At 67.4% G+C, this 17232-nt stretch carries 18 protein-coding genes; 6 read left to right on the forward strand and 12 right to left on the reverse strand.

Annotated features, from left to right (window positions below; all coding sequences use genetic code 11):
* Positions 1 to 34 precede the first annotated feature (34 nt).
* Genes clpS through hemF form a run of 4 tightly spaced genes read left to right on the forward strand, consistent with a single transcriptional unit; the run spans position 35 to position 3199 of the window.
* Complete coding sequence (gene clpS / locus KUV62_RS02755; RefSeq protein WP_261395202.1) at positions 35 to 397, forward strand: ATP-dependent Clp protease adapter ClpS; 363 nt, start codon at positions 35 to 37, stop codon at positions 395 to 397.
* 25 nt (positions 398 to 422) lie between these two features.
* Entirely contained in the window at positions 423 to 1400 is a 978-nt protein-coding gene (locus KUV62_RS02760; RefSeq protein WP_222602138.1) for a methyltransferase, read from the forward strand.
* 46 nt (positions 1401 to 1446) lie between these two features.
* Positions 1447 to 2247, forward strand: coding sequence for an SDR family NAD(P)-dependent oxidoreductase (locus KUV62_RS02765; RefSeq protein ID WP_222602139.1), 801 nt, complete (start codon positions 1447 to 1449; stop codon positions 2245 to 2247).
* A 55-nt stretch (positions 2248 to 2302) separates the two neighbouring features.
* Positions 2303 to 3199, forward strand: coding sequence for an oxygen-dependent coproporphyrinogen oxidase (gene hemF / locus KUV62_RS02770; RefSeq protein ID WP_222602140.1), 897 nt, complete (start codon positions 2303 to 2305; stop codon positions 3197 to 3199).
* A 29-nt stretch (positions 3200 to 3228) separates the two neighbouring features.
* Here hemF and KUV62_RS02775 read toward each other — a convergent pair whose 3' ends face one another.
* Both KUV62_RS02775 and KUV62_RS02780 read right to left on the reverse strand, forming a co-directional pair.
* Positions 3229 to 3843: a response regulator transcription factor gene (locus KUV62_RS02775; RefSeq protein WP_222602141.1), complete on the reverse strand. Its 615-nt coding sequence runs from the start codon at positions 3841 to 3843 to the stop codon at positions 3229 to 3231.
* A gap of 273 nt (positions 3844 to 4116) precedes the next feature.
* Positions 4117 to 6216 carry a methyl-accepting chemotaxis protein gene (locus KUV62_RS02780; RefSeq protein ID WP_222602142.1) on the reverse strand — a complete coding sequence of 700 codons (2100 nt, stop codon included), beginning with the start codon at positions 6214 to 6216 and terminating at the stop codon, positions 4117 to 4119.
* A 166-nt stretch (positions 6217 to 6382) separates the two neighbouring features.
* Here KUV62_RS02780 and ade point away from each other — a divergent pair, with 166 nt between their 5' ends.
* Positions 6383 to 8080 carry an adenine deaminase gene (gene ade, locus KUV62_RS02785; RefSeq protein ID WP_222602143.1) on the forward strand — a complete coding sequence of 566 codons (1698 nt, stop codon included), beginning with the start codon at positions 6383 to 6385 and terminating at the stop codon, positions 8078 to 8080.
* Here the strand turns inward: ade and KUV62_RS02790 are convergent, their stop codons facing one another.
* Together KUV62_RS02790 and KUV62_RS02795 are read right to left on the reverse strand one after the other, a co-directional pair.
* Entirely contained in the window at positions 8081 to 8503 is a 423-nt protein-coding gene (locus KUV62_RS02790; RefSeq protein WP_222602144.1) for a hypothetical protein, read from the reverse strand.
* 42 nt (positions 8504 to 8545) lie between these two features.
* Positions 8546 to 9721 (reverse strand): lytic murein transglycosylase, encoded by a 1176-nt coding sequence (locus tag KUV62_RS02795; RefSeq protein WP_222602145.1) that lies wholly within the window; start codon positions 9719 to 9721, stop codon positions 8546 to 8548.
* Between the two features lie 177 nt (positions 9722 to 9898).
* On the opposite strand from KUV62_RS02795, the gene KUV62_RS02800 reads away from it, so the two are divergent.
* Positions 9899 to 10267 carry a response regulator transcription factor gene (locus KUV62_RS02800; RefSeq protein WP_222602146.1) on the forward strand — a complete coding sequence of 123 codons (369 nt, stop codon included), beginning with the start codon at positions 9899 to 9901 and terminating at the stop codon, positions 10265 to 10267.
* An 8-nt stretch (positions 10268 to 10275) separates the two neighbouring features.
* Here KUV62_RS02800 and KUV62_RS02805 read toward each other — a convergent pair whose 3' ends face one another.
* The 8 genes from KUV62_RS02805 to KUV62_RS02840 form a co-directional block, all read right to left on the reverse strand.
* Positions 10276 to 11262, reverse strand: a complete 987-nt coding sequence (locus KUV62_RS02805; RefSeq protein WP_222602147.1) for a glutathione S-transferase family protein — start codon at positions 11260 to 11262, stop codon at positions 10276 to 10278.
* 132 nt (positions 11263 to 11394) lie between these two features.
* On the reverse strand, positions 11395 to 11799 hold the full coding sequence (locus KUV62_RS02810) for a cytochrome c (protein ID WP_222602148.1): 405 nt from the start codon (positions 11797 to 11799) through the stop codon (positions 11395 to 11397).
* A gap of 152 nt (positions 11800 to 11951) precedes the next feature.
* Positions 11952 to 12188: a GlsB/YeaQ/YmgE family stress response membrane protein gene (locus tag KUV62_RS02815; protein ID WP_222602149.1), complete on the reverse strand. Its 237-nt coding sequence runs from the start codon at positions 12186 to 12188 to the stop codon at positions 11952 to 11954.
* Between the two features lie 5 nt (positions 12189 to 12193).
* Positions 12194 to 12436: a hypothetical protein gene (locus tag KUV62_RS02820; protein WP_222602150.1), complete on the reverse strand. Its 243-nt coding sequence runs from the start codon at positions 12434 to 12436 to the stop codon at positions 12194 to 12196.
* Complete coding sequence (fmt, locus tag KUV62_RS02825; protein WP_222602151.1) at positions 12436 to 13350, reverse strand: methionyl-tRNA formyltransferase; 915 nt, start codon at positions 13348 to 13350, stop codon at positions 12436 to 12438. The genes KUV62_RS02820 and fmt overlap by 1 nt, the downstream gene beginning before the upstream one ends.
* Before the next feature lie 65 nt (positions 13351 to 13415).
* Positions 13416 to 14381, reverse strand: coding sequence for an ABC transporter permease (locus KUV62_RS02830; RefSeq protein ID WP_222602152.1), 966 nt, complete (start codon positions 14379 to 14381; stop codon positions 13416 to 13418).
* On the reverse strand, positions 14381 to 15475 hold the full coding sequence (locus KUV62_RS02835; protein WP_222602153.1) for an ABC transporter permease: 1095 nt from the start codon (positions 15473 to 15475) through the stop codon (positions 14381 to 14383). Before KUV62_RS02835 ends, KUV62_RS02830 begins: the two co-directional genes overlap by 1 nt.
* 107 nt (positions 15476 to 15582) lie before the next feature.
* Positions 15583 to 17181, reverse strand: coding sequence for an ABC transporter ATP-binding protein (locus KUV62_RS02840; protein WP_222602154.1), 1599 nt, complete (start codon positions 17179 to 17181; stop codon positions 15583 to 15585).
* Between the last annotated feature and the right edge of the window lie 51 nt (positions 17182 to 17232).

Here is a 17232-nt window from a genome sequence, read left to right on the forward strand (position 1 = left end):
CGAGCCACCAACCGCAAAGCGCCTTGAGCCCGAGATGACCCACACCATCACGGAAAAGACCATCCGCCTCGCGAACACGCCCTCCCTTCCGGGAGACGGCGATGGCGATGCCGATGTGGTCCTGCAGACCAAGCCCAAGACCAAGCGGCCGCCGCTCTACAAGGTGCTGCTGCTCAACGACGATTACACCCCGATGGAATTCGTCGTTCACGTGCTCGAGCGGTTCTTCGGCATGTCCCATGCCCAGGCTTTCGAAATCATGCTCACGGTGCACAAGAAGGGGGTCGCGGTGGTCGGCGTTTTCAGCCACGAGATCGCCGAGACCAAGGTCGGACAGGTGATGGATTTCGCCCGTCGCCATCAGCATCCGCTGCAATGCACCATGGAAAAGGAGTGAGCCGCGCCCTCGCGCCGGCCCTGCCATGACAGCCGACAGATTGAGTTTCGCAACAGAGGCAGGCCTCGCCCTGCCCGAGGATGGCCGCATCCTGCTGATCGGCGCCCCCGGAGACCTGCTCTCCGAGGCGCTGCCGCTTGAGCGCTGCGCCGTGGTGCAGGGCTTCAAGCCCGATCATGACCTCTGGCAGCGCCGCGGCGTGCCGGTGTCGCTGGCCCCCGAGGGCGAGTTTGCCGCCGCCATCGTCTTCCTGCCCCGCGCCCGCGAGCTGGCCGAGGCGCGCATCGCCATGGCCTGCGCCGCCGCTCCCGGCGGGCTGATCGTCATCGATGGCCAGAAGACCGACGGCATCGAGCCCATCGCCAAGGCGGTGAAGGCCCGCATTTCGCTGCGCGGTCAGGTCTCCAAGGCGCATGGCAAGACGGTCTGGTTCACCGCCAGCGATGCCTTCGCCGACTGGGCCCGCGACCCCGCGCCCAATGCCCACGGGCTCTGGACCGCGCCGGGCGTGTTCTCGGCCGATGCGCCGGATCCGGGCTCGGCCGCGCTTCTGGCAGCGCTGCCCGAGAAGCTCGGCGCGCAGGTGGCCGATCTCGGCGCCGGCTGGGGCGGGCTCGGCGCCGGCCTGCTGACCCGCGCCGGCATCAAGACGCTGCACATGGTCGAGGCCGATCACGCCGCGCTCGACTGCGCCCGCCGCAACGTCACCGATTCCCGCGTGCAGTTTCACTGGGCCGACGCCACCGCCTGGACCCCGCCCGAGCTGCTCGATGCCGTGGTGATGAACCCGCCCTTCCACCAGGGACGGCGCGCCGATCCCTCGCTCGGGCAGGCCTTCATCACCGCCGCGCGCAAGATGCTGAAACCCTCGGGCCAGATCTGGCTGGTGGCCAACCGCCACCTGCCCTACGAGGCCACGCTTGCCACACAATTCCGCAACAGCGACGAGATCGCCGGCGACAGCCGCTTCAAGATCCTGCACGGCTCTCGCCCGAACCGCTGATCTTCGCTAACGTCGCCCCGACGCGCCAACTTTCAGGGACCGCCGAATGAGCTATTCGATCGAAGGCAAGACCGCCATCGTCACCGGAGCCGCCAACGGCGTCGGCCTCGCCATCGCCCGGCATTTCGCCGACAAGGGCGCTAACGTGATGTTCGCCGACATGGACGAGAACCGGCTCGCGAAGGAGTGCGGGCAGGAAACCGATGGCGGCAACATGTGCTACTTCGCCGGCGACCTGCGCGAGAAACTGACGCTGAACAACCTGCTCTCGGCCACGCTCGACCAGTTCGACCGAGTCGACATCCTGATCAACGGGGCGCGGCAGATGATGCCCACCGACCCGCTCGACCTCGAAGACGACACGCTCGAGACGCTGATCGGGCAGAACCTCGTACCGGCCTACCGGCTGAGCCAGATCGTCGCGAAGCGCATGATGAAACAGGCCAATGGCGATAGCGACCGACAGGCCGGCGCGATCATCAACCTGTCCTCCATCGCCTCGCGCCGGACCCAGAAGCAGATCCTCTCCTACTCCGTCTCCTGCGCCGCGCTCGACCAGATGACCCGCTCGATGGCAGTGGCGCTTGCGCCCGAGCGCATCCGGGTCAACGGGGTCGGCTTCGGCTCGGTGATGTCGGCCAGCCTCAAGGACAAGCTCAAGGATCATCCCGATTACCGCAAGGAGATCGAGGCCAACACGCCGCTTGGCCGTATCGCCGCCCCCGGCGCGTTGGCCGAGGCAGTGCAGTTCCTCGCCTCCGACGGCTCCGGCTTCATGACCGGCCAGATCCTGACCGTCGATGGCGGCCGCACCCTGATCGACCCGGTGGTCGCGCCCGCGCATTGATTGCCCCCGCCCTCGCTTGGGTCTAACACGGGGCCGCATAGCGAGGAGATCCACGATGACCGACACCGACGCCTTTGCCGAGCGCAAGAGCCGCGCCGCGGACTGGTTCCGCGCCCTGCGTGACGAGATCGTGGCCGCCTTCGAGGGGCTCGAGCAGAGCCACGCCTCGGGCCCGTTTTCCGACGAACCCGCCGGGGCCTTCGAGGTCACGCCGACAACGCGCAGCGCCGAGGACGGCTCCGATGCCGGCGGCGGGCTGATGAGCGTGATGCGCGGCGGCCGGGTGTTCGAGAAGGTCGGCGTCAACGTCTCGACGGTCTACGGCACGCTGGGCGAGGCAGCGCAGAAATCGATGGCGGCGCGCGGCGTTCCGGGCATCGAGAGCGACCCGCGCTTCTGGGCCAGCGGCATCAGCCTCGTCGCCCATATGCGCAATCCGCACGTGCCGGCGGTGCACATGAACACCCGCATGTTCTGGACCCCGAACGCCTGGTGGTTCGGCGGTGGTTCCGACCTCAACCCCTGCATCGAATATGCCGAGGACACGGCGCATTTCCACGCCACCCAGAAGTCGCATCTCGACCCGCACGGGGAGACGCTCTACCCCGAGCTCAAGGCCTGGGCCGACGAGTATTTCTACGTCCCCCACCGCAAGCGGGCGCGCGGCGTCGGCGGGATCTTTATGGATGATCGCAACACCGGCGACTGGGAGGCGGATTTCGCCCTGACGCAGGATATCGGCCGCGCCTTCCTGCCGGCCTACCTGCCGCTCGTGGAGAAACGCCGGGTGATGCCCTGCGACGCCGCCGATCGCGAGGCGCAGCTGGTGCATCGCGGGCTCTATGCCGAGTACAATCTCGTCTACGACCGCGGCACCAAGTTTGGCCTGGCCACCGGGCATGATGCCAACGCGGTGCTGATGAGCCTGCCGCCGCTGGCGAAATGGATCTGATCTTGGGCTGACGGCGGGGCGCCGGGCGGTCAGAACAGCCCGGCTTCCTTGGCGATCATCGCCGCGTGGGTGCGGTTCGAAGCGTCGATCTTGCGATAGAGCGACTTCACGTGCAGCTTCACCGTGGGCTCCCGGATGTCGAGATCGCGGGCGATTTCCTTGTTGGACTTGCCCTGCGTCAGCCCCTCGAGCACCTCGAGCTCGCGCGGCGAGAGCTTCTCGGCCAGCGGGTTGACCTCTTCCTCGACCTCGGCGCGCATAAAATCGAGCGGCGCGTATTGCTCGCCCATCGCCATGAAGCGGACCGCGTTGACCAGCGACTTCGCCGACAGGGTCTTGGGCAGGAAGCCGGCGGCGCCGGCCTCGAGCACCTTCTCGGCGACCTCCTTGCTGGCGGTGCCGGAGATGATCGCAACCCGCCGGGCGCCGGGCAGCGCCTGCATGCGGGTGAAGCCGGTGAGCCCGTTCATGCCGGGCATGGAATAATCGAGCAGGACGAGATCGAACGGGCCATCGGCCACCACGCGCGCCTCGGCCTCGGGATAGCTCGACACGCCGATGGTCTCGAACTGGCCCTCGCCCTGGAGGAAAAGCTCGAGCGTATCGCGCAAGAGATCGTGGTCATCCGCGATGAGGACACGCATTGCAGCCATCTGTCGGGCGTCGGGACGCATCGCTAAATCAACCTTCACCTCTGAGTCCCCTGCCAAGTTCCACGAATCATCTTTTGGTTGTTCTTCAAGGTTCGGTGCGAAAGGAGGTAAAATTAAGGAACCGTCGCGTTCCGTTACGGAACCTGCGGTGCCTATCCGACTGGTTACGCTTTCATCCTAGCCGATCCCACCCGGAAAGGATGTATTTTATCTAGATGTTTCGCGGCTGTTGCGCCAGCACCTCGCTCAGCGTCTTTTTTTCGGCTAGGCGGCCCTCAGGTTGTCCTTCGCGGTGTTGTCACCGAGCTCGAACTCCGACACCAGCCCGGCGAGGTGCTGCGCCCGCTCGGCGATCTCATGGGCGCTGTCACGGCTGCCCTCGGCGGCGCCGCCATTCTGCGAGGTCAGCTCGTTGAGGCGATGGATGGCGCTGTTGATCTCCTCGAGCTCCCTGCTCTGCCCATCGGCCGCAGAGCTCACGCCCGACAGGACCTGGTCGACCCGGCGGATCTGCTCGAGGATGGTCTGAAGGGCTTGGCCGGTCTCTCCGACGAGATCGACCCCGCTCTTCACCTCGGCGGCGCTCTCCTCGATCAGCGCCTTGATCTCCAGCGCCGCATCCGCCGAGCGCCCGGCGAGCCCCTGCACCTCCATCGCCACCACGGCAAACCCCTTGCCGCTCTCGCCCGCGCGCGCTGCCTCGACCCCCGCATTCAGCGCCAGAAGGTTGGTCTGGAAGGAAATGTCTTCGATCACCGCGGTGATCTGGGCGATGCGCCCGGAGGATTCCGCGATGCGATCCATCGCCTCCACCGCGCGCCCGACGACATTACCCGACTGGTCGGCCCGCTCGCGCGCATCATCGGCGAGATCCTTGGCGTCGCGCAGCGAGCTGCTGGTCTGTTTCAGAGTCTCGGTCAAGCCCGAGACGGTGTCGGAGGTGCGCGCGATCATCTCGACCTGCCGGGTGGTGCGGTCGGCCAGATCGGTGGCCGAGCTGCGCATCTCGGCGGCCTGGTCGCGCAACTCCGAGACGGTGGCCGCAAGGGTCAGCATGACCTCGCGCAGGCGCGCCGTGCTGGTGTTGAAATCCTGGCGGATCGAATCGTATTCCGGCGCCAGCGGGGTCTCGAAGCTCAGGCTGAGCCGGGCATGGGCCAGCGCATTGAGCCCCTCGGTCACCAGGTCCATCACCTGCTGATGCTTGTCGTGCAGCCTGGCCTCGTCCTGCTCGCGCTTCTCGGTCGCGGCGCGGGTGATCTGCTTGAATCGGTAGATCGAGCGCGCCATCAGCCCGATTTCTCCGCGCGCCTTGATATGCGGCACCCAGACATCGAAGCGCCCGCCGATCACCTCGTCCATCACCGCCGTCAGACGCCGCAGCCGGCGGGTGACGAGCTCGGACTGGAACAGCGCGAAGCCGGTGCTCAGCAGCACCACCCCAACAACCAAAAGCGCCTCGAAGCGCAGCGCCCTCCAAGCGGCATCGGCGGACTGCCCGGTCACCGCGGCCAGCTCATCGGTCAGCCGCGCCTCGACCAGGCGCAGATCGTCGATCCAGGCGGTGGAGGCTGCGAACCATTGCGGCGCGGTGAGCCCGTCACGGCCGGTGCCGTAGGGCAGCGACAGGATCGTCTGGCGCATCGCCCCGACCGTCCGCGCCGCCTGCTGCTTCTGCAGCTCCTCGACGAAGCCCGGCTCTCCGAGCACGGTTTCGGCGCGGGCGAGAAACGCCGCCTGCTGCGCGCCGAGATCCGCAAACCGGCGATAGACCGTCGGGGCGAAGTGATCGCCTCCGAGCCCGGTCGCGCCCATTGCACGCTCGAGCCCGGCGCTTTCCTTGGCCAGCGCCACGAGCTCCGCCGCCTCCATCAACACCGCCCCGCGATCGCCGCCCGCCCCGAGCCGGACCTGGCTCGACGCCGCCATTAGCTGCCGGATGATGCCGGTGTAGTAGCCCGCAAGTTCCGGCACGCGCAGCTCCAGCGCATCGATCGCGCCGCGCTGCACGTCGAGCTGCGCGAGCGCTTCCCCGGCATCCGCAACCGCTTCAGACGCGATTTCCGACAGCCGCGCACGATCCAGCCGATAGGCCAGCAGCGCCGTATCCGTCTCGATGCGCTGCGCCGCCAGCGCATCGGCGAAATTGCCGCCCGACGAGGAGGTGAACCCGGCGGAATAGCCGCGCTCCTTCTGCAGTTCATGCACCAGGTCCGACACCCGGCGCGATTCCCCGGCGATCTCGGACACGACCGCCTGGCGCTGCGACTGGGCCGACAGCAACCGCACCTCCTGCCCCGCGAGGTAGAGAGCAAGCAGCAGCAGCGGCGCCACCGCGCTGAGCAGCATCATGCGCAGGCTCATGTCAGATCATCCCGTTTGCGTCACACACCCGCAAAGATGTGCGCCGACACCGGTTAAGATCCCTTGAACGCCCGCAGCCGCCCGCAAATCCTGCCTGACGCGCCGGCGGGCCTGTCGCCCCGCTGATGGCTGTGCGACACTCCCCGAAACAGCAGCGGAGGCCGGCATGGCAGATCTCGAAACCCGCATCGCGCAGGGGCGCGGCGACGCCCCGGCAGAGCTCGTCCTGCGTGGCGGCCGCATCCTCGACCTGATCACCGGTGAGCTTCTCGAAGGCGATGTCGCGATCTGTGGCGACACCATCGTGGGCATCCTCGAGGAGTACGAGGCTGAGAAGGTGATCGACGTCAGCGGGCTGATCCTGGTGCCCGGCTTCATCGACACCCACCTGCATATCGAGAGCAGCCTCGTCACGCCCTTCGAGTTCGACCGCTGCGTGACCCCGCGCGGCGTCACCACCGCGATCTGCGACCCGCACGAGATCGCCAACGTGATCGGTGCGGCGGGCATCCGCTACTTCCAGGAAGCCAGCGCACAGACGCTGATGGACATCCGCGTCCAGCTATCCTCCTGCGTCCCCTCGACCCACATGGAGACCGCGGGCGCCGAGCTGCTGGCCGAGGATCTGGCGCCGCTCATGGGGCACCCTTCGGGCATCGGGCTGGCGGAGTTCATGAACTATCCCGGGGTGATCTTCCGCGACCCGGAGGCGATGAAGAAGCTGCGGCTCTTCGAGGGGGGCCATGTCGACGGCCACTGCCCGCTGCTCTCCGGCAAGGATCTCAACGCCTATGTCGCCGCCGGCATCCGCACCGAGCACGAGGCGACCAGCGCCGAGGAGGCGCTCGAGAAGCTGCGCAAGGGGATGCGGGTGCTGATCCGCGAGGGCTCGGTCTCGAAGGACATGCACGCGCTGCAGCCGCTCCTGAGCGAGCGCACGGCGCCCTACATGTGCCTGTGCACCGATGACCGCAACCCGCTGGATATCGCCGAGCACGGCCATCTCGACTACATGATCCGCACCATGATCGTGCTTGGCACGCCGCCGCTCGCCGCCTATCGCGCCGCGACCCTGTCGGCGGCGGAGGCTTTCGGGCTCAAGGATCGCGGCATGATCGCGCCGGGCAAGCGCGCCGATATCGTCGCCATCGACACGCTCGAGGGCTGCCATGCGCAGCTGGTGCTGGCGGGCGGCGTGGTGGCGGACGAGCCCGCCTTTGCAAGGCGCGGAAGCGTCGCGCCGGTGGGCCGCGGCTCGGTCAAGGCGCCGCGTCTGTCGCCGGAGCAGTTCCGCGCCACCGGCAATCGCGAAGAGACCGACGTGATCGGCATCCGCGAGGGGCAGATCCTGACCGATCACCTCCGCGAAACCATCGCCATCGCCGATGGCGACAAGCGCCCCGATGTCGCGCGCGATCTGGTGCGCATCGCGGTGGCGGAGCGCCATGGCAAGAACGGCAACGTGGCGACGGGCTTCGTGAAGGGGTTCGGGCTGCAGAGCGGGGCCATCGCCTCGACCGTCTGCCACGATCACCACAACATCGCCTGCGTCGGCGTCGACTATGCCGACATGGCGCTGGCGGCGAACCGGCTCGAGGAGATCGAGGGCGGTTTCGTGGTGGCGAAGGGCGGCGAGATCCTCGCCGAGCTGGCACTGCCGGTGGCAGGGCTGATGAGCCTCGCGCCCTTCGAGGAGGTGCGCGACCGGCTGGTTGATCTGCGCGCCGCGGCGCGGTCGCTCGGGGTGACGCTGGAAGAGCCCTTCCTGCAGCTCGCCTTCCTTGCCCTGCCGGTGATCCCGTCGCTGAAGATCACCGATCGCGGCATGGTCGACGTGCTGAAATTCGAGATCATCCCGGGCTGATCAGCCGCCTTCGCAGCGCTGATAGGTCAGGTCCACGGGCGCGGCCTCGGGCCCGGTTTCCCGCCGCGTGAGCGTGTCGCCCTGCTCCGAGAGGGTGAGCAAAACGTCATGCGACCAGGTCTGGCCTTCGCCGGTGTAGGAGAACTGCGCCTCAACCTTTTCCGGACCAAGCTGCACGACATCGCGCATGGTGGCGCGGGACTCGTAGAAAGTGAGGTGGCGCGCGGTGACGACCATCAGCCCCTTGGCATCGGCCCGGCCCGGTCCGCAATCCTCCGCGACGAGGCCCCAGCGACCGCGCATCTCGTCGGGCAGCACCTGAAGCTCCACCTCTTCGGATGGGGTTGGCGCCTCGTCCGGCGCACACATTCCGACCTGCAACAGCGAGAGCAGGGCGACCGGCAGTGCGATATCCCGTATCATGCACGGGTAACGAAAAGCCCCGGCGCCCGGTTCCGATCCGTATCAGAGCAGGTTCAGCAGCTCGAGGGTCGGCCAGCCATCCGCCGGCAGGCCGAGCTTGGCCTGCATGTCGCGCACCGCCGAGCGCGTCCCGGCGCCGAGAATGCCGTCGATGCCGCCGACGTCGTAGCCCCGCGCATCGAGCGCGCGCTGCAGCGCCTGCATCTGCTCACCCGAGAGACCGGGGGCCGGATTGCCCGGATCGTAGACCGGGGCGCCCTCCAACCGCGTGGCGAAGTAGGCGGCGGTCATCACGTAGGTAAAGCTTTGGTTCCACTCGAAATAGACGCGGAAATTCGGGTAGGCGATGAAGCTCGGCCCGCCGCGCCCCTGCGGCAGAAGGATCGACGCCTCGAGCCGCCCGTCATCGAGCGCCCCCTCGCGGGCGCGCACGCCGAGGCGCTCCCACTCGGCCACTGTCATCGTGGTTTCGAGCCCGGTCTGCGACCAGTCCATGTCGGCGGGCAGGACAACCTCCTGCAGCCACGGCTCACCATGCCGCCAGCCCAGCTCCGAGAGCATCCTGGCCCCGGAAAGCAACGCATCCGGCGCCGAGGTCTTGAGGGTGACATGGCCGTCGCCATCGCCGTCCATGCCGTTTTCGAGGATGTCCTTGGGCAGCATCTGCACCATGCCGATCTCGCCTGCCCAGGCGCCGGTGGTGCGGGCGGGATCGAAATCGCCGCGCTCGTAGAGCTCCAGCGCGGCGAAGATCTGCGGCCGGAAGATCTCGGGGCGGCGGCAGTCATGCGCCAGCGTCACCAGCGCGTTCAGCGTGTTGAAATCGCCCTGGAAGGCGCCGTAATCGGTCTCGAAGGCCCAGAACGCCAGAAGCACGCCGCGCGAGATGCCGTAATCGCGCTCGATCCGCGCGAAGACCTCGTCCCAGCGCTGCGCCAGCTGACGGCCGCGGTCGAGCCGGTCCTGGCTGATCAGCTTGCGCGAGAACTCGATGAAGGGGGTCTGGAAGATGCCCTGCGCCCGGTCGCGGCGCAGCACGCTGCCGTCCTGCCGCACGCCGGAGAGAAAGCGCTCCGTCACCTGCGCGTCATGGCCCATCGCCACCGCCTCGTCCCGGAGACCCGCCTTGAAGGCGGCGAAGTCACCGCCGCAAGGCACCTCCTGCGCGGCGGCGGCGCCGGAAAGGGTAAGGGCGATGAGACAGGAGAGCGCGCGCATGTGAACCTCGTTTCCGCGTTTGGCGGCACAGTATCAGGCCCGGTTCGCGGCGCAAGAAGCGCCATCCCGCCGATGTTTGCCTTTCGTTCACATTCCTTACGAGTTCGTTAAACATTTCTTTAGAAGTGAGGAGGACAAAGGCGGCATCGCTGGGGGCGATAGCCAACGGAGGCGCGCATGAACGTGCTCATCGTCGAAAGCCGGGAAGAGCTGGGCGGCCTGTGGTCGCGCCATCTCGCGCGGCTTGGCGCCACGGTCCAGATCGCGCGGACCGAGGAGGAGGCAACCGCCCGCCTGCTCGACAGCCCGGTCGACATCATGGTTCTGGATCTCGTGCTCGACGAGGGCAGCGCCATCGCGGTGGCGGATTTCGCCAATTACCGCCGCCCCGGGGCGAAGGTGATCTTCGTCACCAACACCTCGTTCTTCTCGGACGGTTCGATCTTCCAGCTCTGCAGCAACGCCTGCGCTTACCTGCCAAGCGCGACGCCGCCGGCGGATCTGGCCGCGATGATCGAGCATTTCGGGCAGCCAGAGCCGCATTGATCCTCGGGTCAGGCGGCCTTGAGCGCCTCGCGCCCATGCGGCGCCATCAGGTCGAGATCGGGGCCGACCGGGATGATCCGGTTCGGATTGATCATGTCGTGGCTGTAATAGTAGTGCCGCTTGAAGTGGTCGAAATACACCGTGTCGGCGACACCCGGCCATTGGTAGAGCTCGCGGGTGTAGGCCCAGAGGTTCGGATAGTCGACGATCCGCGCCTTGTTGCACTTGAAGTGGACGTTGTAGACCTGATCGAAGCGGATCAGCGTGGTAAAGAGCCGCCAGTCAGCCTCGGTGATCCGGTCGCCCATCAGGTAACGGCCTTTCGAGAGCCGCTCCTCGATCCAGTCAAGGCTCTCGAAGAGCGGGCCGACCGCGTCGTCATAGGCCTCCTGAGAGGTGGCAAAGCCAGCCTTGTAGACGCCGTTGTTCACCGTGTCGTAGATCCGTGCGTTGATCGGCTCGATGGCTTCGCGCAGCTCTTCCGGCCAGTAATCATCGCTGTTGCCGGTGAGCCCGTCGAAGGCCTCGTTGAACATGCGGATGATCTCGGCGCTCTCGTTCGAGACGATGGTCTCGCGCTCCTTGTCCCACAGCACTGGCACCGTGACGCGGCCCGAGATGTCGGGCTTGGCCTTGGTGTAGAGGTCGCGCAGGAAGGGCAGATCGTAGAGCCGATCACCGGTTGCGCCGGGGAAATCGGTCTGGAAGGTCCAGCCATCCGAGAGCATGTCGGGATGCACGACGCTGACCGGGATCAGCTCTTCCAACCCCTTGAGCGCACGGAACACCAGCGTCCGGTGCGCCCACGGGCAGGCATAGCTGACATAGAGATGGTAGCGCCCCGGCTCGGCCTTGAAGCCGCCCTCACCGGACGGACCGGCACTGCCATCGGCGGTGATCCAGTTGCGAAACGCGGTCTCGCTGCGTTGAAATTTGCCGCTGTCGTCGTTGTAGTCCCAGCGGTCCTGCCATTCGCCGTCAACCAGCAAACCCATCGGCTCTCTCCTCTTTGGTTGGGGAAGAACCTAGGGTTTCGACGCGTGCAAGCAATTCCGGGGCCGCGCGCAGGATCCTTGCGCAGCCGCACAGCCCGGCGCGGAGCCTTCCCCCCGCGCCGGAAAATGCCCCTATTGCTGGATCGACTCGAGGTAATAGGCGATCGACAGGATGCGCCCGCGCGCCAGCGCCTCGGCACCGCCCATCATGCCGCTCTCCCCCATCAGCCGCGACTTGAACACGGTGCCCCAGATCGGCATCGGATCGCCATGGGCGCGCAGCGTGGTGCGACCGTCGATGATGTGAATGACCTCGAGCATCGGGAACACGCCGTCATTGTTGGCCGCGAGATGCGTCAGGTCGGGCATCTCCACGGTCAGGAGCTCGGCCAGAGGCCCCTGCCCCATGCCGCTCTCGCCATGGCAGCCGGCGCAACCCTCGATGAAATCCTGCTTGCCCATGTCGTCGGCCAGCCCGGCCCCGGTGCTCAGCGCAAGGGCCGCGGCGGCGGCCAGCGTGGTTTTCAGACGTGTCATGTCGTGTCTCCCCTTCATCGGTGATGAACCTCCCTCACGTCGCGCGGTCACATGCGCGAAGTGACATGTCAACGAAGCGCCGGTTTACGCGGCGCCACCTTGACCTGCCTCATTGACAGGAGTGGGAGCGGGAGAAACGAGGGCGGCGTGGTTCAGCGCCGGTTGTAGACCTGCCAGAGCCAGAGCAGCAGCATGGCGCCCAGCACCGCGCCGATGAGCCCGGCCAGCGCGCCGGTCACCGCGATCAACAGCCGCAGTACCAGCCCGCCGATCACCGCCCCGGCGATGCCGATGGCGACGGTCTCGACGGTGCCGAGATTGACCTTCATGACACGCGTGGCGAGGAATCCCGCCGCCGCGCCGATGATGATGAGCCAGACGACCGACATGGGCCTTACCTCCGTCTTCGCCAGTGAAACGGCACGATGATCAGCGCCCCGATCGACGAGGCGATGGCGTTGAGCCCCGGCGAGCCGAAGCCGATGCCAAACATCAGCCGGATGAAATAGGCAAGGAACGCGCCGCCGATGCAGATGATGATGCTCGGCAGGATGCCGTTGCGGGTGAAGCCGCTGCGCTCGGAGGCGTAGCCGACGATGCCCGCGATCACCACCGTGCCGATCAGCGTGGGAAACATCAGCCCGCCCCCAGCTGCGCGCCCTGCGGGATCGCCATGCCACGCAGGAAGCTCTCGACATCCTGCGCCCCCTTGCCGGCGCGCTGCGCGCGGGTGATCTGCACGGCGCCGTCGCCACAGGCGATGGTGAAGCCATCGTCGAGCGCGGTGCCCGGCGCGCCCTGCCCTTCGGTCACGCGCGCCCCCAGCAGCTTGATGCGGTGCTCGCCCAGCATGGTCCAGGCGCCGGGGAACGGCGCCAGCCCGCGGATCTGGCGCGAGATCTCGTCTGCCGGGCGCGACCAGTCGACCGCCGCCTCGGCCTTGTCGATCTTCTGCGCGTAGGTGACGCCCTCCTCGGGCTGCACCTCAGGGGTCAGCGTGTCCAGCCGCGACAACGCCTCGACGATCAGCCGCGCGCCCATGGCGCTCAGCCGGTCGTGCAACTCGCCGGTGGTCTCCTCGGGGCTGATCGCAGTGGCCTCGCGCAGCAGCACCGGCCCGGTGTCGAGCCCGGCCTCCATCTGCATGATGCAGATGCCGGTTTCCGCATCGCCCGACAGGATCGCCCGGTGGATCGGCGCGGCGCCGCGCCAGCGCGGCAGCAGTGAGGCGTGGATGTTGAGGCAGCCACTGGCGGGCGCGTCGAGAATGGCCTGCGGCAGGATCAGCCCGTAGGCCACCACCACCGCAATATCGGCTTTGAGCTCGGCGAAGCGCGCCTGCTCCTCCGGCGATTTCAGACTCACCGGGTGGCGCACCTCGAGCCCCAGCGCCTCGGCGCGGGCGTGCACCGGCGTGGGCCGGTCCTTCTTGCCCCGCCCGGCGGGGCGCGGCGGCTGGCAATAGACCGCGGCGATCTCGTGCCCGGCCTCGACCAGCGCCTCGAGCACCGGCACCGAGAACTCCGGCGTTCCCATGAAGATCACCCGCATTGGCCTGCTCCTTGCTCAGCTCAGTCCTCTCCGAGATAGTCGCTCGGAGGGGCGGAGGCCAGTGCTCAGCGCTCCTTGAGATAGGGCTCGCCGCTGGCGCGCGGCGGGATCGCCTTGCCGACGAAGCCCGCGAGGATAATGACGGTCAGGATGTAGGGCAGCGCGTCCATCACCTGCACCGGGATCACGATGCCGCCGAGGTCGATGTTCTGGTAGCGCAGCGCCACCGCCTGCAGCAGTCCGAAGAGCAGGCAGGCCCAGAGCGCGTACCACGGCCGCCACTTGGCGAAGATCAGAGCCGCCAGCGCGATGTAGCCGCGCCCGGCTGTCATCTCGCGCACGAAGCCCGCCTGCAGGCCGGTGGCGAGATAGGCCCCGGCAAGGCCGCAGAGCAGGCCGCAGATGGCGATGGCGGCGTAGCGCAGCCCGATCACCGAGACACCGGCGGTGTCGACCGCCTCCGGCGCCTCGCCCACCGCGCGCAGGCGCAGGCCGAAGCGGGTCCGGTAGAGGACGAACCATGTCAGCGGCACCATCAGGAAGGCGACATAGACGAGGATCGAATGGCCCGAGATCAGCTCGGCATAGATCGGCCCGACCACCGGCACGCCCGAGAGCGCCTCGGCAAAGGGCAGCGTGATCGGGGTGAAGCGCCCGCCGCCGATCAGCGAGGGGGTGCGGCCACCCTGCCCGAACCAGCTCTGCGCGATCAGCACCGTGAGGCCGGAGGCGAGGAAGTTGATCGCCACGCCCGAGATCAGCTGGTTGCCGCGGAAGGTGATCGAGGCGAGCCCGTGGATGGCGCTCATCAGCGTGGCCGAGACGATCCCCGCCAGCAGTCCGAGCCAGACCGAGCCGGTCACCGCGGCGACGGCTGCGGAGGCGAAGGCGGCGGCGAGCATCTTGCCCTCGAGGCCGATATCGACAACGCCCGAGCGCTCCGAGAACAGCCCCGCGAGACAGGCGAAGAGCAGCGGCGTGGCGAGGCGCACGGTGGAGTCGAGCACCTGCAGAAGGGTTGCGAAATCCATCAGCCGTTCCTCCGCCGGGTCGCCAGGAAGATGCGTTCGAGCGGCATCCGCACCATGTTGTCGAGCGCCCCGGTGAACAGGATCACCAGCGCCTGGATCACGGTGATGAGCTCGCGCGGGATGTTGGTCCAGAGCGCCAGCTCGGCGCCGCCTTGGTAGAGGAAGCCGAAGAGCAGCGCCGCGAGGAAGATCCCCACCGGGTGCGAGCGGCCCATCAGCGCCACCGCGATACCGATGAAGCCGGCGCCTTCGGTCGCGTTCATCACCAGCCGCTCGGCCTCGCCCATGGTGGTGTTGAGCGCCATCATGCCGGCCAGGCCGCCCGAGATCAGCATCGCCACAATGGTGATGCGCACCGGCGAGATGCCGGCATAGCGCGCGGCGCTCTCGGAATGGCCGAAGGCGCGGATCTCGTAGCCGAGCTTGGTGCGCCACATCAGGAACCAGAAGGCGACGCAGGCCAGCACCGCGAGGAAGAAGGTCACGTTGGCCGGCGAGCCGCGGAACAGCGGGTTCTCGGCGGTGGCGAAGATGTCCTGGAAGGTCGGCAACCGGGTCGCCTCGGGAAACTTGGCGGTGGCCGGGTCCATCGCGCCCTGCGGGCGCAGCACGTTGACCAGCACGTAGTTGAGCACCGCCGAGGCGATGAAGTTGAACATGATCGTGGTGATGACGATATGGCTGCCGCGCTTGGCCTGCAGGTAGGCCGGGATCAGCGCCCAGAGCGCCCCGAAGGCGCCGGCGGCCAGCGTCGCCACCAGCAGCCCGACGCTCCAGTGCGGGAACGGGATGAACAGGCAGACCAGCGCCACGCCCAGACCACCGATCATCGCCTGCCCCTCGCCGCCGATGTTGAACATCTTGGCATGGAAGGCCACCGCGACGCAGAGCCCGGTGAAGATGAAATTGGTGGTGTAATAGAGCGTGTAGCCCCAGCCTGCGCTGCGCATCAGCGCTCCGTCGACCATCAGCCGGAAGGCGTCGACCGGGTTCTCGCCGATGGCGAGGATCACCAGCGCCGAGAGCGCGGCGGCGAGCAGGATCGAGATCAGGGGCACGAGCACCGCGTCGGCCCAGGCGGGCATCTTATCCATTCGGGGCCTCTTGGTTCAGTGGCGCGCCCTGCGGGCGCGGGTGCCTCCGGCGGGAGTATTTGGGACGTAAAGAAGCAGCGGTCGCTTCAAGGGGGGCGGCGGCGCGGTCAGTCATACTGCTCGGCCTCCCGGGCTTCCTTCTCGTGAAGCGAGGCATCGACCGCCTCGATCAGCGGCTTGTCGGGCATCTCGGTGACGCCGGCCATCAGCAGGCCAAGCTCGGTCTGGTCGGTCTCCGAGGGCAGGCGCTCGCCCATGATCTGACCGTCGAACATCACCGCGATGCGGTCGCTCAAAGACAGGATCTCGTCGAGCTCGACCGAAACCAGCAGGATCGCCTTGCCCTTGTCGCGCAGGCGCACGATTTCCTGGTGGATGAACTCGATGGCGCCGATATCGACGCCGCGGGTCGGCTGGCCGATCAGCAGGATGTCGGGGTCGCGCTCGATCTCGCGCGCCAGCACGATCTTCTGCTGGTTGCCGCCGGAGAAATTCTTGGCGGCGAGCTGCGGGTTCGGCGGGCGCACGTCGTAGCGGGTCATCTTGTCCTGCGCCTCCTCGCGGATCAGCGCGTTGTTCATCAGCATGCCCGACTGGTAGCGCGGGTCGCGGTGGTAGCCGAAGACGATGTTCTCCCACGCGGTATAGGGCATGATCAGCCCCTCGGTCTGCCGGTCCTCCGGCACGTGGGCGATGCCGCGGGCGCGACGCGACTGGCCGTCGGATTTCGCGCCGGTCAGGTCGATCTCGTCGCCGTTGACCAGCACCCGCCCGGTGGCGTCGGCATAGCCGCCCAGAACCTCGAGCAGCTCGGACTGGCCGTTGCCGGCGACGCCCGCGATACCGAGGATCTCGCCGGCGCGGACCTCGAGCGAAACGCCCTTGAGGCGCTCGACGCCGTGGCTGTCCACATGGCGCAGGCTCTCGACCTGCAGCACCGGGGCGCCGACCTGGGCCGGGGCCTTGTCGACCCGCAGCAGCACCTTGCGGCCCACCATCAGCTCGGCCAGCTCCTCGGGCGAGGTCTCACTGGTCTTGACCGTGGCGGTCATCTCGCCGCGGCGCATCACCGAGACCGTGTCGGTGATCTCCATGATCTCGCGCAGCTTGTGGGTGATCAGGATGATCGTCTTGCCCTCGGCCCGGAGGTTGTCGAGGATCCGGAACAGGTGGTCGGCCTCGGCGGGCGTGAGCACGCCGGTGGGCTCGTCGAGGATCAGGATATCGGCCTGCCGGTAGAGCGCCTTGAGGATCTCGACGCGCTGCTGGTGGCCGACGCTGAGATTCTCGATCAGCTGCTCGGGATCGACCGAGAGCTCGTATTCCTCGGACAGCTGGCGCAGCACACCACGGGCGCGGGCCAGCGAGGCGTTGAGCATCGGCCCGTCCTCGGCGCCGAGGATGACGTTCTCGAGCACGGTGAAATTCTGCACCAGCTTGAAATGCTGGAACACCATGCCGATACCGGCGGAGATCGCCGCCTGGCTGTCGGTGATCTCGGTGCGCTGGCCGTTGATGAAGATCTCGCCGGCATCGGCCTTGTAGAAGCCGTAGAGGATCGACATCAGCGTCGATTTCCCGGCGCCGTTCTCGCCGATGATGCCGTGGATCGTGCCCGGCATGACGCGGATCGAGATGTCCTTGTTGGCCTGGACGGGGCCGAAGGCCTTGGAGATGCCTTTCAGCTCGATGGCGGGGGCGGTCATGGCAAATTCCCGGGTCGTATCTGGAAACGCGGCTCCTCCGCCCGTGCGGGC

Origin of the sequence: Salipiger bermudensis, from assembly GCF_019801965.1 — a bacterium.
In the GTDB taxonomy this organism is placed as follows: Bacteria; Pseudomonadota; Alphaproteobacteria; order Rhodobacterales; family Rhodobacteraceae; genus Salipiger; species Salipiger bermudensis_A.

What these genes read in the sequence shown, in the direction of transcription:
- KUV62_RS02830 (WP_222602152.1), bottom strand. Translation starts at nt 14,381, where the DNA reads ATGGATTTCGCAACCCTTCTGCAGGTGCTCGACTCCACCGTGCGCCTC.
- KUV62_RS02765 (WP_222602139.1), top strand. Translation starts at nt 1,447, where the DNA reads ATGAGCTATTCGATCGAAGGCAAGACCGCCATCGTCACCGGAGCCGCC.
- KUV62_RS02840 (WP_222602154.1), bottom strand. Translation starts at nt 17,181, where the DNA reads ATGACCGCCCCCGCCATCGAGCTGAAAGGCATCTCCAAGGCCTTCGGC.
- KUV62_RS02790 (WP_222602144.1), bottom strand. Translation starts at nt 8,503, where the DNA reads ATGATACGGGATATCGCACTGCCGGTCGCCCTGCTCTCGCTGTTGCAG.
- KUV62_RS02780 (WP_222602142.1), bottom strand. Translation starts at nt 6,216, where the DNA reads ATGAGCCTGCGCATGATGCTGCTCAGCGCGGTGGCGCCGCTGCTGCTG.
- KUV62_RS02820 (WP_222602150.1), bottom strand. Translation starts at nt 12,436, where the DNA reads ATGTTTCCCACGCTGATCGGCACGGTGGTGATCGCGGGCATCGTCGGC.
- clpS (WP_261395202.1), top strand. Translation starts at nt 35, where the DNA reads ATGACCCACACCATCACGGAAAAGACCATCCGCCTCGCGAACACGCCC.
- KUV62_RS02810 (WP_222602148.1), bottom strand. Translation starts at nt 11,799, where the DNA reads ATGACACGTCTGAAAACCACGCTGGCCGCCGCCGCGGCCCTTGCGCTG.
- KUV62_RS02835 (WP_222602153.1), bottom strand. Translation starts at nt 15,475, where the DNA reads ATGGATAAGATGCCCGCCTGGGCCGACGCGGTGCTCGTGCCCCTGATC.
- KUV62_RS02775 (WP_222602141.1), bottom strand. Translation starts at nt 3,843, where the DNA reads ATGCGTGTCCTCATCGCGGATGACCACGATCTCTTGCGCGATACGCTC.
- KUV62_RS02815 (WP_222602149.1), bottom strand. Translation starts at nt 12,188, where the DNA reads ATGTCGGTCGTCTGGCTCATCATCATCGGCGCGGCGGCGGGATTCCTC.
- KUV62_RS02800 (WP_222602146.1), top strand. Translation starts at nt 9,899, where the DNA reads ATGAACGTGCTCATCGTCGAAAGCCGGGAAGAGCTGGGCGGCCTGTGG.
- KUV62_RS02795 (WP_222602145.1), bottom strand. Translation starts at nt 9,721, where the DNA reads ATGCGCGCGCTCTCCTGTCTCATCGCCCTTACCCTTTCCGGCGCCGCC.
- KUV62_RS02760 (WP_222602138.1), top strand. Translation starts at nt 423, where the DNA reads ATGACAGCCGACAGATTGAGTTTCGCAACAGAGGCAGGCCTCGCCCTG.
- ade (WP_222602143.1), top strand. Translation starts at nt 6,383, where the DNA reads ATGGCAGATCTCGAAACCCGCATCGCGCAGGGGCGCGGCGACGCCCCG.
- fmt (WP_222602151.1), bottom strand. Translation starts at nt 13,350, where the DNA reads ATGCGGGTGATCTTCATGGGAACGCCGGAGTTCTCGGTGCCGGTGCTC.
- KUV62_RS02805 (WP_222602147.1), bottom strand. Translation starts at nt 11,262, where the DNA reads ATGGGTTTGCTGGTTGACGGCGAATGGCAGGACCGCTGGGACTACAAC.
- hemF (WP_222602140.1), top strand. Translation starts at nt 2,303, where the DNA reads ATGACCGACACCGACGCCTTTGCCGAGCGCAAGAGCCGCGCCGCGGAC.